Annotated in this window: 13 protein-coding genes; 7 read left to right on the plus strand and 6 right to left on the minus strand. The window is 52.5% G+C overall.

Features of this window, described 5'->3' with window-relative positions; genetic code table 11:
• Positions 1-37 precede the first annotated feature (37 nt).
• Together ABQ298_01005 and ABQ298_01010 are read right to left on the minus strand one after the other, a co-directional pair.
• Positions 38-1,228 (minus strand): hybrid sensor histidine kinase/response regulator, encoded by a 1,191-nt coding sequence (locus ABQ298_01005; protein MEQ9822946.1) that lies wholly within the window; start codon positions 1,226-1,228, stop codon positions 38-40.
• Positions 1,221-1,388, minus strand: a complete 168-nt coding sequence (locus tag ABQ298_01010; protein ID MEQ9822947.1) for a hypothetical protein — start codon at positions 1,386-1,388, stop codon at positions 1,221-1,223. Before ABQ298_01010 ends, ABQ298_01005 begins: the two co-directional genes overlap by 8 nt.
• Between ABQ298_01010 and ABQ298_01015 the strand changes: the two genes are divergently transcribed.
• Positions 1,387-2,445: a M20/M25/M40 family metallo-hydrolase gene (locus ABQ298_01015; GenBank protein MEQ9822948.1), complete on the plus strand. Its 1,059-nt coding sequence runs from the start codon at positions 1,387-1,389 to the stop codon at positions 2,443-2,445. The genes ABQ298_01010 and ABQ298_01015 overlap by 2 nt on opposite strands.
• 46 nt (positions 2,446-2,491) lie before the next feature.
• Here ABQ298_01015 and speA read toward each other — a convergent pair whose 3' ends face one another.
• Positions 2,492-4,426 carry a biosynthetic arginine decarboxylase gene (speA, locus tag ABQ298_01020; protein ID MEQ9822949.1) on the minus strand — a complete coding sequence of 645 codons (1,935 nt, stop codon included), beginning with the start codon at positions 4,424-4,426 and terminating at the stop codon, positions 2,492-2,494.
• A gap of 164 nt (positions 4,427-4,590) precedes the next feature.
• Between speA and ABQ298_01025 the strand changes: the two genes are divergently transcribed.
• Positions 4,591-4,836 (plus strand): flagellar basal body rod C-terminal domain-containing protein, encoded by a 246-nt coding sequence (locus tag ABQ298_01025; GenBank protein ID MEQ9822950.1) that lies wholly within the window; start codon positions 4,591-4,593, stop codon positions 4,834-4,836.
• 114 nt (positions 4,837-4,950) lie between these two features.
• Here the strand turns inward: ABQ298_01025 and ABQ298_01030 are convergent, their stop codons facing one another.
• Positions 4,951-6,768, minus strand: a complete 1,818-nt coding sequence (locus ABQ298_01030) for an ATP-binding protein (protein ID MEQ9822951.1) — start codon at positions 6,766-6,768, stop codon at positions 4,951-4,953.
• A 103-nt stretch (positions 6,769-6,871) separates the two neighbouring features.
• Positions 6,872-8,971, minus strand: a complete 2,100-nt coding sequence (gene amt, locus ABQ298_01035; protein MEQ9822952.1) for an ammonium transporter — start codon at positions 8,969-8,971, stop codon at positions 6,872-6,874.
• A gap of 193 nt (positions 8,972-9,164) precedes the next feature.
• Between amt and ABQ298_01040 the strand changes: the two genes are divergently transcribed.
• The 5 genes from ABQ298_01040 (at position 9,165) to ABQ298_01060 (ending at position 13,887) form a co-directional block, all read left to right on the plus strand.
• Positions 9,165-9,473, plus strand: coding sequence for a YbaB/EbfC family nucleoid-associated protein (locus tag ABQ298_01040; protein ID MEQ9822953.1), 309 nt, complete (start codon positions 9,165-9,167; stop codon positions 9,471-9,473).
• Positions 9,474-9,508: 35 nt separating this feature from the next.
• Entirely contained in the window at positions 9,509-10,105 is a 597-nt protein-coding gene (recR, locus tag ABQ298_01045) for a recombination mediator RecR (GenBank protein ID MEQ9822954.1), read from the plus strand.
• A gap of 407 nt (positions 10,106-10,512) precedes the next feature.
• Positions 10,513-11,385 (plus strand): glycosyltransferase family 2 protein, encoded by an 873-nt coding sequence (locus ABQ298_01050; protein ID MEQ9822955.1) that lies wholly within the window; start codon positions 10,513-10,515, stop codon positions 11,383-11,385.
• A 13-nt stretch (positions 11,386-11,398) separates the two neighbouring features.
• A complete protein-coding gene (locus tag ABQ298_01055; GenBank protein MEQ9822956.1) occupies positions 11,399-11,785 on the plus strand; it encodes a GtrA family protein in 387 nt (128 codons plus the stop codon).
• A gap of 71 nt (positions 11,786-11,856) precedes the next feature.
• The gene (locus tag ABQ298_01060) at positions 11,857-13,887 is read left to right on the plus strand and encodes a hypothetical protein (protein MEQ9822957.1); all 2,031 of its coding nucleotides are present in this window, start codon (positions 11,857-11,859) and stop codon (positions 13,885-13,887) included.
• Here the strand turns inward: ABQ298_01060 and ABQ298_01065 are convergent.
• Positions 13,873-14,910: a glycosyltransferase gene (locus ABQ298_01065; protein ID MEQ9822958.1), complete on the minus strand. Its 1,038-nt coding sequence runs from the start codon at positions 14,908-14,910 to the stop codon at positions 13,873-13,875. The two genes, ABQ298_01060 and ABQ298_01065, sit on opposite strands and share 15 nt — an antisense overlap.
• Between the last annotated feature and the right edge of the window lie 15 nt (positions 14,911-14,925).

The raw sequence follows: 14,925 nt of genomic DNA on the forward strand, positions 1-14,925 counted from the left end.
CATGCATGGCAACGATCCAGCCTGACAATGCCCCACGCTAACTTTGGCTGCGATAGGGCAATTCGAAATAAAACACCGACCCCTTGCCCGGCTGCGATACAAAACCGATGTCTCCCTTCATCTCTCGTGCGAGCCGCTTCGCAATCGAAAGCCCCAACCCCGAAGCGCTTTCCCCGTCAGTCGGCATGTTGGAGGTGCGGGCAAATTTCTGGAAAACCTTGGCATACTCCTCCTTCACGATGCCCGGTCCCTCATCCTCGACCACAAAGCGAATCTTCCGGTCGATCAAGATCAGATCCGGCAACGTCTCCCGAGTACCCACAATCTCAAGTCGACAGCGGATCTGCGTTCCTGGAGGGGAGTATTTGACAGCATTGGAGAGCAAATTGTCCACCATCTGGCAAAACCCTCCGCCATCAACCCGACCCACCACAGGTGATTCACTGTGCTCCTCAAATTCGATACGGATGGATTTCCGCGCTGCCAACAGACGATTCTGTTCGACGATCTCACTGCAAAGCGGCCCCAGCACGCTATCCACCAGATTCATCTCAAACCGCCCGACCTCAAGGCGATTGATTTCAAGCAATTGGGTAACCAGTGCACTCATGCGTTTGACCGTCTGATCGATTTGCTCGAGCAGGGGATTAATCTCTGGTATCGCATGACCGCGGGTTTTGATGCGAAACAGATCCATAGCGAGGGTCAACACGGACAACGGATTCTTCAAATCGTGGGTTGCGACACCAATGAACTCGTTCTTTTCATCCAGCATTTCGGAAAGACGATGATTGCGGTCCTCAAGGGTGTGCACGTAATCCCGGATCTTCTGGCGGGCGAGTTTCAGCTCAAGGTGAGTGCGAATGCGCATGTTCAGCTCGGCCTTGCGAAAGGGCTTGGTCACGTAGTCAACTCCACCGGACTCAAACCCCTGTACCACGTCCTCACCCTCACTCTTCGCCGTGAGAAAAATCACTGGAATGTCCTTAAATACCGGATGACGCTTGAGCTGTCGACACAGGGCAAATCCGTCCATTTCTGGCATCATCACATCCAGCAGAATGAGATCGGGGACAACGTGATCCAAACGGTTGAGCGCACTTTTAGCACTCTCGGCAGTCAGGACACGGCAGGTATCGCTGGAGAGGTGGTCCACCAGAACGGATAAATTGGTAGGGGCATCATCAACGGCGAGGATGGTATGACAAATGGGTTGGGATTCACTCATGATGCAGGGTATTTATGGTATTCGGACGGGTCAGTGCATTCTTAAGCACAATGCCGACCGATGCAAATGCACGGATTCCAGGAACTGCCAGCTCCACACGCTTTCCCCACTTGCGACTTGTCAGCGATGCGGCTGGATGCAAGAATCCTGCAACGATCATGAGCAAATCCATTGAATTGCTGACTCAACTTTCCAACGCGCACGCCGTTCCCGGGAGCGAAGATGAAGTTCGCGCCATTTTCCGTCGCGAACTCGAGGGTTCGGGAGCGATTACGGTGGACCGCATCGGCAACTTCCTGCTGCGCAGGGTGCATTCCGGACGACCCCACATCGGAATCGATGCGCACATGGATGAAGTCGGCTTCATGGTGCAAAGCATCACGCCCGACGGATACCTAAGGATTTTAGGTCTTGGCGGCTGGTCGGTAGCCACACTGCCCGCTCAGCGGGTGGTCGTGATGGGGAGCAAAGGCAAAATTCCCGGAACCTTCGGCAGTCTGCCACCCCATTTTCAGAAAGAGGGTTCCGCTTCGCCGGGCATGGAGGATCTCTTCATTGATATCGGAGCAGATTCGGAGGCCACGGTGCGCGAATGGGGCATTCGTCCGGGTTCACCCGTTTGTCCGGATGTTCAGGTGCAAGCGACCCGGCATCCCAAACGCCTGATCGGAAAGGCCTTTGACAACCGCGTGGGCTGCGCCGTTTGCATCGAGACCGCACAGCGCACCCGCAACCTGAACGCAAACCTTTCGTTTATCGGCGCCGTACAGGAAGAAGGCGGGCTTCGAGGCGCAACGGTGCTCAGCGCATCCCACCCGGTCGATTTGATGATCGTGCTTGAAGGAACTCCCGCCGACGATGCACCGGGCATGCTGAACCCAACATCCCAAGGAGTTCTAGGTAAAGGAGTTCAAATTCGCTGTTACGACCCGACTCATCTCGCAAACTCCCGCCTTGTGGACTGGGCGATCTGCATTGCTGAGCAACACGCAATCCCGTTTCAGCTGGCGGTACGTCGCTCGGGAGGAACGAATGCGGGACGATATCACCTTGCCGCACACGGCATTCCAACCCTCGTGCTCGGAGTTCCCGCACGCTACATTCACAGCCACCAGAGCATGATCGATCTCGACGATTATGCCGCCACTTGCAAGCTTGCCGAAACCCTCATCCGGGAGCTGGATGCGGCGACCTACGAAGGAATCCTGCCACGGTAAGTGAAGAGGTCAAGAGAGCGCCTGAACGGGAGCAAACGCCCTGCGATCAGGAAGGTTCAAGATAGGTCGTCTGCTTAATCTGGCGCTGGTATTCCTCGATGAAAGCGGAACGCAGTTCACGGTCGAGGGATTCGAAAGAATCCAATGACTGGTTCATGAGGTCGACCAATTCCGCACTTTCAAACTGTGCATTACGCAGGACGTCATGCACGCTGGACGCATCGTTGTTTGCCATCGCCCGGAAACCTTTTTCGTCTTCATCATCGAGCCACACCTGCATCTCGTTGGTCCGGTCAAAGAGGTTGTGGGAGGTGTTCAACACATCCTGATAGGCCCCGGTAAAAGCCACGCCAATGTAGTAGGGTTTCCCCTCCTTTTGCTTGTGGAGCAGCATGGTCTGGTTGTGCTCATCATCGCCGAGATAGTCCTTGATCTCGCCATCGCTGTCACAGGTGATGTCCACGATACGGGCATTCACCGTGGGTTCCTCATCCAGCCGCTGCAGGGGAACGATGGGGAAGCGTTGGTCCAATGCCCAGTGATCGGGCAGGGACTGGAAGATGGAAAAGTTGCAAATGAACTGCTCGCAGAGAGACCGGTCCAGGGACCAGAGTTCCTCTGGTGTGAACTTGCTCTCGTCGAGCGTGCCATGAATATCCATGCAGATGCGCCAGAACAGGGACTCCACCGCCGCACGGGTCTCAAGATCGAGGTAACCGAGGTTGAAGAGCGCAAATGCTTCTTCCCGTTTCTGTCGCGCGTCGTAGAGACGCTCCAGACGGTTGTAGCTTGCAGAGTTGTCGAGTATCTCCTGCATGTCGCGAATGATACGCGGGGACGAGTGGCTGACGAACCCGTGCAGCAGCTCCAGCGACTTGGATACACTCGACATCGCCTCAAAGATCAGGAACGCATGTGGACCCGCAATTGCCCGTCCACTCTCAGACAGAATGTTCGGCTCCTTCACTTTGTGATGATCACAAATCTCCTTGATGTTGAAGACCACGTCACGAGCGTACTGCTCCATGGTGTAGTTCATCGAACTCCACTCCCGCGTCCGGCTGCCATCGTAATCGATCGCCAATCCACCTCCGACGTCCATGTATCCCATCGGGAAGCCCATGAAGCTGAGCTGGCAATAGATCTGCGAAGCCTCCACCAGTGCACGCTTGATGGTGCGGATATCGGGGATCTGAGAGCCTGTGTGAAAGTGCAGCAGTTTGAGCTGTTCGCTCATGCCCTCCTTCTTGAGCAGAGTACAGAGCTTCATCACCTCCATGGTATTGAGGCCAAACTTGGAGTTCTCACCGGACGAGGACGCCCACTTTCCCTCGCCATAACTGTAGAGTTTCACACGAACCCCCAGCATCGGCATGTGTCCATGCACCTTGGACTGCTCGACGATGTATTTCATCTCAGACAGGCGCTCAACAATCAGGAAGACCGGCTTGCCGAGCTTGGATGCACGAATGGCAAGATCGATGTAACCCCTGTCCTTGAACCCGTTGCAAAGAATGAATCGCTTGCCCCGGTGCAGGCTCAGCGCAATCAGCAACTCCGGCTTGCTGCCCACCTCAAAACTCATCGGGTGATCGTGTTCATCCCAATCGCTGAACAGCGTGCGCAGCACTTCCTTGTAGGGGTTCACCTTGAGTGGAAAAGCGGCAAAATAGGAGCCGCGGTATTCCTCTTCCCGAATCGCCTTGGCGAAGGCTCGCTTGAGCCGATGGGCCTGGCGACGCAGGGTATCGTGAAAACGGATGAGCACTGGGGCCTTCGTTTCACCGATCAGATCACTGATACGGATGGAACGATCATCGCCCGCCGGATGCGCAAGCAGGTATCCATCTTCATCGACAGAAAAAAGGCCCTGTCCCCATCGCTTGATGCCGTAGAGCGATTCGGAATCGCGGATGGTCCAACTGTCAACGTTGTCCATCCAGGATTCTTCGGAAGATTCGATGCGTTCGTAGGTGCTCATGTGGGATGCAATATAAACCGCTCATGATGAATTTCCACCTCTTCACGTAAAGTGTTTTCGCAAGCTTCACCCGAACAGAGCGTCCTGAATTCAGAAAATTGCTGTAAGAAGCAGGTAAAAGCGATTCAACCGTGCCTGCAACGGGCCGATATTTGAACCAGCACATGAGTCCGATTTCGACCTACACTGGCAATGCCCAAACCTACCAGCAGCGCATGGAAATCCCGCTGAACGGGATGAAACGCGCCCTTGGGAAAGCCAATGATGCTTCAATTCGCATCGCCGACGGCGAACTCGATCCACGTTCTTTTGTCGAATTGATGGGTGCACAATACTCGTTCGAAGCCAATGCCAAGGTGCTCAAGGTCATGGACGAAACTGTCGGAACCCTGCTGAACACGGTCGCGTAGGCGAATCGTGTGGGGCCATCCCAAGACCACATGGGTGTTTGCCACCCTGTAGGGTTGTGACGTGTATGGGTTCAAGCACCCGCCTTCAACTTCCATTTGCTCTTTTCACAGGGATCAGGAGTCCATCATAGATGAATTGAATGCGCGCAGAACGACCTCTCGAAGCACATCGAATTTCACAGGTTTGAATAAACAATCCTGCATCCCGCATGCGGCAGCTTGTTCACGGTTGAACTGCACCGCATTGGCGGTCAAGGCGATGATCGGGATTTGGGAAACCTCCCCCTGGAGCTTGCGGATCTGTTGGGCAGCCGCAAAACCATTCATCACTGGCATTTGATAATCCATGATCACAAGATCAAACCCATGGGGATTATCTCCACACAGCGCTTCAACCGCGAGCAATCCATTCTCAACGCATAGGACTTCACAGCCAATTTTTTGGAGTATGCGCGTCACCACTTTTTGATTCACGCGATTGTCTTCAGCGACCAGCACCTTGATCCGTGCCCCACCCGTTTGTCCCTCAATGTGAGGAGTTTTTTGAGCGGCAGGGAGTTCGAGTCCCTTCGCACAAGACATCGAATCGCGCACTTCCTTGAGCCGGTTGAGCAATACCTCCTGTCGAATGGGAACGGATATCATGCCGTCTACCGATGATCCGAGTCTCTTTTTCCATTCACTTTCTTCACCATAGTTGCACATGCCCAGCAACCGGCCCTTCCATTTGGAAAAATGATCGGGAATTTCTTCAATGAAGTAGCGCTTGTGTTCTCCCTTAATGCCGGAATCCGCTAAAATGATCTCAGGTGGTTGCTGCTCAGTCTGAGCGTCACACAGGGTTCTGAACGCAAGAGAACTCATCGACCTGACATGAATACAGCCCCAGCTTTTCAAGTGTTGTCCAAGGTTCTCACGCAGTTTTTCATCATCCTCAACCACCCAGATATCCAGATCCATCAGTTCCCGGGGCATGCTGAATGCCATAAAGCTGCCCTTCTCCTGCTTGCGAAGCGGGAGTTCAAAACTGAAGGTTGAGCCTTGACCCACTTCACTCTCAAAACCGATCTCACCCGACATCGCACCCACCAGATTTTTGCTGATTGCCAGACCCAAACCAGTTCCACCAAATTTTCGGGTAGTGGAGCCATCGACCTGGGAAAATGCCTTAAAAAGCTGTGGCTGTTTGTCTTTGGGGATCCCGATTCCACTGTCAGTGATCGCAAACTTAATGACCACATTCTCATCATCCTTGGCGATCAAACTCACATCAATATCGATGGAGCCGGATTCGGTGAACCGAATCGAGTTGTTCAGCAGGTTGGAAATCACCTGGCGAATGCGGAAAGAATCGCCAATCAACAGGGTTGGAACATCCAGCCCAACGCTGCAGTGCAAGCCAAGCGATTTTTCAACCGCTTTGGGTGAAAAAGTTGCGACGACCTGATCCAGCAACTTCAATAAATCAAAATCGTGGAGATCCAGTTCGACTGCGCCCGCCTCGAGCTTTGAAAAATCGAGAATATCGTTGACGATCCCCAAAAGGGCTTCGGAGGACGCAAACGCAGTGCCCGCCAGTTCCCGTTGCTCGATGTCGAGATCGGTCCCCAGCAGCAATTCAATCATTCCCAAAATACCGTTCAGGGGAGTTCGAATCTCGTGACTCATGTTTGCGAGGAACTCCCCCTTCACCCGGCTCATGTTTTCAGCCTGTTTTCTCGCAAAGTGTGCATCATCGAGAATATTGAACATCGCCTGTCGCATCTCCGATTGTTGCCCCAGGCGACTCAAATATTCCTGCGCCTGGTCTTCTGCCGCACTGCATTTCACACGAGAGTCCAGCAGCTGAGTTCTGAGCAATGCATTTTCACGCTGCGAAGCTTCAAGTTCATTTCGAAGCACCGCATTCAGGTATTCCAGTTCTGGATTCAAATCGTTTCGCTCCCGTTTTCGACGACGAAAACCTTTGGGAGAAAAGCATTTTGATCGCAATCGCCGAAGCATGGAAGCAAGCACTGTCACTCCAGCAGGCATTTCACTTCTCAGACCCTTGCTTCGCAACTTCCCCATGCTGACCATTCAAATAGGGAGGCTCTCGTCCGAGTTCAGCACAGAGCTGGTTGATCTTTTTCTTCAATTCGATCATCCTGAGTTCGCGGTCCACAGCGATCTTATTAAAAGCTTCGACTTCATTTACTTTTAGCTGCAACTCATCCCGGGCAGCCTCAGCCTTTTCTTTGGCGGCAGTCAGCTCCTTGCGGTAATTCAGCGTCTCAGTCACGTTTCGGATATGCAGCGTGATCACCACATGGTGCGAGACAAGGCGGGTGCTACCCTCAATCTCAACATACAAACGATTTTTTCGGTGACTCACCAGATGCGCGGAAAGGGTGATTCCGGAATCCATAGCCAGCCTTTTCAATAATTCGCTCTGCGAGGGGCATTCGAGGAATTCCAGCACATTCCTGCGAAGCAACTCTGCTTCAGTAAGTTCAAACATCATCTCCGCCCCCGGATTCACGCTCAAGATTCGTCCGTCCTCCCGGCAGCTCACGATTGCGTCCCGTGTATCTCTAACAATCATCTCATCCCGGGCAATCGTCACCTGAAGACTTTGCAGAACCTCATTGTACTTCGATGCGATTTGCCCCACTTCTGTAAATGGCTCAACCCTTACACGCTTGTTAAGGTCCGAAGAAGTGGCTTGTTCCTCCATGTCCCTGAGCAGATCAAGGTATTCGGTTGTCGCGTTGTGTTCGCTGACGTTCAAACCGTCATGTTCCGATTTGAAATCCACGCGAAGCCCGCCCCACAGGCTGAGGAACTTGAGAAAAAGAAAAGTCGGGATGACTACAACCAGAAAACAAACCACAACTCCCAAGCCCTGAATCCCAATTTGTTCCAAGCGTGTGTTTGCATTCTCCACCAGTGACAAATCCCCAAAAAATCCAACCGCCAGGGTTCCCCAAACACCTGCGCCCGCATGAACCGGAAAAGCACCGACAACGTCGTCAAATTTGACCCGTAACAGCGCCTTTTCCAAGGCAAACGCAATCAAGCCCGCAACGCCTCCGATGACAACGGCCTGCCAACTGGCAATCATGTGGCAGCTTGCCGTGATCGAAACCAGGCCTGCGATCAATCCGTTCATCGGATAGGTCGGGTTGGTATATCCATCCCATTTCCAACCCACAAACATCATGCTCAGTAAACCGGTAATCCCTCCAAGAAAAGTATTGGCCAAGATGTGGGGGACGCTGCCATTCATCTCCAGTGCGCTACCTCCGTTGAACCCGATCCATCCAAAACACAGCAGTAGGCTCCCCAGAATCGCCAACGGAAGGTTTTGTCCATGAATCGCTCGGGGTTTGCCATCTTCAAGAAATCGCCCCTGACGAGGGCCGATCATGGCAATTGCGACCAAGGCAACCCATCCCCCGACACTGTGGACCACTGTCGACCCCGCAAAATCAATGAACCCCAGCTTTGCCAGCCAGCCGGGTTCTCCAACCAAGGCACCTCCCCACGCCCAATGGCCAAACATCGGGTAAATCACTAGCGCCACAAAAAGAGTCAACCACAGGTAAACGGAAAACCGCATGCGTTCGGCAACCGCACCCGAAACAATCGTGACAGCCGTACCACAGAATGTTGCCTGAAAAATAAAAAAGGTCCCCAACCACGGATCGCTCTGAGTAAAATCAGGGAAAAACAGAGATCCACCGATTCCACCGCCCAGGGTAGGTCCAAACATCAACCCAAAACCGAGCATCCAGAACACAAAAACCGAGACCCCAAAATCCGAGATATTTTTAACCGCAACGTTGATGCTGTTCTTGGTGCGAGTGACGCCCGTCTCCAGACACAAAAACCCAGCTTGCATCAAGAAGACCAACCCCGCACACAAAAGAACCCAAACGTGATCAATGGGAGAAAATTCAAAAGACATGGTCAGCAATTTTCGAAAGAGACTCCCGAGCATAAGCAGGTTTCCTGCAAATCTCCGAAATTGATGACATCTTTGTTCACAAATGCAGGATCGCGACACCGGAAACCCGTTGATCTTCTCTAGATTCGTCGCGTCCTTCCCCACAGGCAAACTGCTTGGTGCCGTATGTTTTACCCCCTCTTGCATGCGGGCGAGCGAACAGGATTACAGGATGGATTTCATTCGCCCCAGCACTGCGGTGCGGAATTCTTCTCATACAAATTTTCGAGCCAGTGGACTCGGGCACTCGTTCCAACACGTTGCAGCATTGCTCATTTCCGTTCTTTTTGCATGGGATTTTGCTCGATTCTCCGCATGAAATTCGCAAACCTTGCCCATTATGGCAGGAGTTGGAAAATTGCTTAAACAAGCGCAGAAGATGCAGAAGAAGATGGAAGCACTGCAGGAAGAACTTGCGCAGAAGGAACTGGAGGTCACCAGCGGTGGTGGTGCGATCAAAATCGTCATCACCGGACAGAGTGAACTCAAAAGCCTCAAGCTCGACCCCGAATTCCTCAAGGAGGATGCGGAGTTTGTCGAAGAAACCCTACTGGCAGCACTGCAGGAGGCAAACCAGAAGGCCAAGGCAACCTATGAGGAAGCCATGAGCGAACTCTCCGGCGGCATGTCCATGCCGGGGCTGTTCTGATCCCAAATGACTTTCTGTCACATCGCATAACACCCGTGGCAAGCGCGCTTGAGAGCCTGATTCAGGCCATCAAAAAACTGCCCGGACTGGGAAATCGCTCGGCTGAGCGCATCGCCATTCACTTGCTTGCAGAGCGCCGGGAGAAAATCCCCATGTTGGTGGAATCTCTCAAGTTGGCAGAACAGAAGATCCGGCGCTGCGACATCTGCGGCAATTTGTCAGAACACAACATCTGCGACATTTGCAGTGACCCCGCTCGGGAATCCGGCCAACTCTGCATCGTGGAGTCCGTTTCGGATCTGCTCGCACTTGAAAAATCCGGTGCCTGGCGCGGTCGCTACCACGTGCTCAACGGTAAACTGTCCCCCATCAAGGGCATCGGTCCCGAACACCTCAACCTCGCAAGCCTCGAACCACGCTTTGCCGAAGGCACCATTCGGGAGGTGCTCTTTGCCCTGCCCAACGACATCGAAGGCGAGGCGACCTGTCACTATATCCAGGAGCAATGGCTGCAGGACTCGGACCTGACCGTCTCGCGCATTGGTTTCGGTCTGCCCAGTGGAGGGGATATTCCCTATGCAGATGTCACGACCCTGCGCAATGCACTGGAGTCCCGCAAGGGATTCCAATGATCTCTGCCAAACTCTTCCGTGACAACATCCTTGCTCCGATGTTCCTGCACCCATTCTTTTCCCTGTCGACTTGAGGCAAACCGGAATGCAGTTAGGTTAACCCCAACATCATTCCCCATCATGAAAAACCTGACTCAAAAACCCCTTTTCTGGATCATCCTCATTGTCGTTGTTTTTGGTCTCATCAAAGTCACCCTGACCATGCTGACCGTCGCCAATGTGATCTGACTTGAAGTATCTCTGAACATCTGGTGCACCACTCCCACAGGGCGCGTACTGACCGACCAACACCATTGGTTGCAGATGCTACACACTTATAGCAAAGCTCCGATTTTCCAACGACTCGTTTTTTGAGTTTGCCATGTTTCACTTTCGGTCAGAATACTCCCGAAACCCTCCGAGTATGCATGAACTCCCAAGTCAGCTGTATCATTCCCGTCTACAACGAACCACTCGAAGTGGTGCACAACACCATCCGCGAGTTAAAGCAAGGCTTCGCCGCTGCAAACCACGACGCATTTGAAATCATCGTTGTGAACGATGGGAGTGATCCTGCATTCGACTACCAATCCATTGCGACGCAAGATCGCTGCTGTCTCATTCGCTACCGAACCAATCGGGGGTATGGCGGAGCGATCAAGGAAGGGATGTTGCATGCACAGGGAGATTGGATCTTGATCACGGATGCAGATGGCACGTATCCGAATCGCGACGTGGGTCAATTCCTGAGTCGAGCGGATGAAAACGAAATGCTGATTGGCCTTCGCATTCCCGAACAAGGAGCGGTACCACTGACTAAACGCATCGCCAAAGGTATCCTCAAGTTTCTCGCAAGCCGTGTTACTGGAAAATCCATCCCTGATCTCAACTCAGGAATGCGTCTGTTTAAGAAAGAGCTGGGCATGGAGTACTATCATCTTTATCCCAACGGATTTTCCCTCACAACCACAATCACCGTAGCAGCGATGAATGATGACCGGGATGTCGAATTCATTCCGATTCCCTACGCGAAGCGCATGGGCAAGAGTAAGATCAGTGTATTGGATTTCATCAGCTTTCTGGTATTAATCGCACGGATGCTCACCTACTTTAAACCCTTGCATGTATTCCTGCCAATCAGTCTGTTCCTGATGCTTCTATCTGGGATCAAGCTCGGTATCGACTACACTCAACAGGGGCATTTGGGCATTGGGGCAGGACTGATCTTTCTAGCATCTTTTCAATTGATGCTTAACGGATTCATAGCTGATGCAATGATCAGCTACTCGCGAAGACGATAGGGATCTCAACACAATGCTGGCACTGCTCAAACGAGTTTTCCTCTTTGGTATCGGAGGGTTAGTTTCCCTCGCATTGAAATTGCTGATCACGAACCTGCTGAGCGATATTCCGATCCAATATTCCTACCCGTTGACCCTCATTCTGGTCTCCGCATTCAACTTCTTCATCAACTATACGTTCGTTTTTAGAGAGAACAACAGTCATTTACTGAACTCCGCAATGCGCTACTGTGTTGCGATCTCACTTTTTCTGCTAATCGATTACCTTCTTGTCCTCCTGTTCACTCGCTTCTTCCATGAAGCCTATTTCATCTCCATCTCCATCGCAACGATTCTGGTTTTTTTCATCAAATACATCGTCTATCACAAAGGGGTTTTTAAACGTCATACGACAGACTGATCGTTCTATGACCATTTGGCCGACAGCACTGACTTGAACCGTTACTCGCTGACATCACGCATCCTGCCTTCATGACCGCCTCACCAAAGAACTGTTCTTCTACCTTGCTTTGCTTTTTTTTGCTTACCGCATTGGTCTCACTCGCAGCAGCCACTCTCACGCACCACCTCCTGAATCGATACGAAAAACTGCTCACCTGCATTACCCTTGAAATCGACATGGAAGCAAGTGAGCCGGGTCGGTGGGAGCTATTCTGGGACACGGGAACAGGTTTTTCCGCATCCGAGTCGGATTCCTTTGATGTTCGCATTCCCAATCTGCGCTCAACCGGTAGCTTCAGGCTGCCCAATCAGGAAATTCGCCAACTTCGGCTCGATCCGCTTGATCGACCCGGCATCGGAACAATCTACTCCATTCGGATCACGAACGGTCTGGGAGAATCGCTCTCCACCACAACAACAAAAGGATGGCAACTTAACCCCCTGCACGGCATTGCTTCCATTGAAGAGAATCTCTCAGGCATCCGAATCAAATCCGTTTCGGACGATCCTCACGCTCTACTCCAGTTGGATCTCAATCTCCTGAACTCACTGCTCACTTCTGAGATGCGATTTCATCCAACCCGCATCCTTTCGCTTTCGATTGCGGTCTTTGGAATCTCAATGCTCGGATTTGTATTACTGGGGAATTGGATGCTCCCTATCCTGCTTTCCCTTGCCCTCTGGGGTATCGTTTACCCCGGGAGTTTCAGCCCCGATTCGATCAGTCATCTCTACGAAGCATCCGTCAACCATTACTACAACTGGCATCCAGCGATCCTTGCCATCCTTCTGCGCGCTTTCTCCGCAATAGGAATCACCCCCGCACTAGTAATTCTCGCGCAAACCCTTCTGGGTATGTTGGGAGTATTTTCGTTGGTCCGGGAGGTTTATGCTGTCATCAGGAAAAAAACTATAATTTGTAGATATGACCTCAGCTTGCTTTCGATTTCCCTCCTGATTTTTGTATTTCTGTTTTCCCCCTTTACACCCTTTACCGGATTCCTCACCACACTATGGAAGGACGTTACGTTCAGTATCTGCCTTCTCTGGATCACATCTCTTTCCATCGCTTTGTTGCGCCTGCGAGTCCGTCATCAATCGCCAGTGCTTCAGTTCATACTCCTTCTGATCCTCACCCTGCTGTTGATGTTCAGTTTACTGGTGCGCGGCAACGCCATCGTGATGCTGCCGCTCTATCTGGGCCTGATCTGGATCGTAAGCAACCCCTGTAAGCTATGGATTCGACTGGGGTGCATCGTCTTCGTTCTCCTGGCACCCACTATTACCCAATCCATGCTGTCCCGGCACTTTGTCATTCGCGATGCGAACCCAAAAGGGTCGGTCATGGCACTTGAACTGGCTGGCATACTCTATCTTCGACCTGAATTGGAAAGCGAGTTTCCCTATGTGGCTCAACACCTCAAGCCAGGTTGGCAAAAACACTTTCATTGGGCTGCCTACCGTTATATGCGCTTTGGAGACAACGCCTATGCCAAATCAGATTTGGTAAAAGCCGCACCCAATCCCAAACTCAACCGAGCATACTTTCGCGCTATGCGATCACACCCATTGCTACTGAGCTACGTCAAGCTTCGCAATTTTTGTGAACTCATCAATCCGCTAAATAGTACTGAATGGTTCCCGTTCGAAATCGCTCAAAACGATTTTGGCCTCAAACGAAACCGCTACGCAGCTCACCTGCATCTCTCTTTTCGAAAACTGTCGTGGGAAGTGATCTCGCACCCAGTTCTGCGATGGATTTCGGGGGTTCATCTACTCTGGCAGGGTCTGGCTTTCGCGGGTTTTATAGTTCTGCTGAAAGCGCGGATGAAGGGCAATGCTATTGCATTAACCAATCTTTTTCTGGTGCTTTCGCTCATACCCCTTGCCTATACCGCCTCCTACCTGCTGGCCTGCCCTTGGATCGCGTTTCGCTACATCTATCCAGGAACCCTTTTGATTCAAGTCACTCTCCTGTCTGCTGGCTTGAGCTGGGGAATTCACACCTGTCGAAATACATTGCGATCCGGATCGACCCGGAGCACTTCACGCAAGGAATAAAAAATCTTCCCCTTCGCGCCTGCCTGTCGATTCGAGCATCGAGCGGATCAGGTCGCGCGCTCCGACCGAACCCACCATGCCCAGCACAAAGGCACTGGGATTCGCAGCCAGTGCATCCGGTGCCAATACCGGAATACCTTCAATCCGCTGACCGATCTTGCGCGGATCCACATCGATGTAGGCGCAAAGCGGAAACACCTGTTGCAGCGAACTCAAATACTGCAACCGTGAGCGCGTCCGCCTTCCAGCTCCCCAAATCCACAGTTCCCTGCCATGCTCCAGATGCGTGCAACACCACTGGTGCAGATGTTGGCCTTTCAGTTGCCAGAGTGTCTGTTCCCGGTATCGCTCATGCGTGCGCGTGAGCTTGTGAGCATGATCCCTCCACTCGAACAGGAATTCCGGCACCTGGGAAAATCGCACACCAGCCTCCAACCAGCGCAGCCATAGTTCATAATCTTCAGGGAAATCACCCTCACGATAAGCGCCATGACGCTTGAGCAAATCCCTGCGAAAACAAACCGCAGGATGAAGAACAGGGGCATCCACAAAGCGACCCGATGCGATCTGCTCCGGTCCTTCCATGTCATTCACCCAATCCAGGTATCGCTGCAAACCACCAGACTGTTGAGTCTCCCCAAACAGGTGGGCCTTGCAGCTCACTACACCCAACTCCGGCGCTTGCTCAAGAAGCTGCACCTGCAACTCCAATCGCCGGGGCAGGCTACGGTCATCACTGTCCATTCGCGCGATGATCGCTGCCCGCGCCAATGCAACACCGCGGTTCAGTGCCGCCACGATGCCTGCATGCGCCGAACGGATCAAGCGGATGCGCCCGTCCTCAGCTGCATGCGCCTGCACGATGGACGCGGTGTCATCCGTCGATCCATCGTCGACAACAATCAACTCCCACTCCCGAAGGCTCTGCCCCCGGATCGAGTCCAACGCTTCTCCAATATACTTGCCCGCGTTGTAGGCAGGCAGGATGATGGAAACCTTGGGAACCGGAAGGGATCGGCGCACTCCGTGGCAGCTCCA

Source organism: Puniceicoccaceae bacterium (assembly GCA_040224245.1).
Classification (GTDB): domain Bacteria; phylum Verrucomicrobiota; class Verrucomicrobiia; order Opitutales; family JAFGAQ01; genus JAKSBQ01.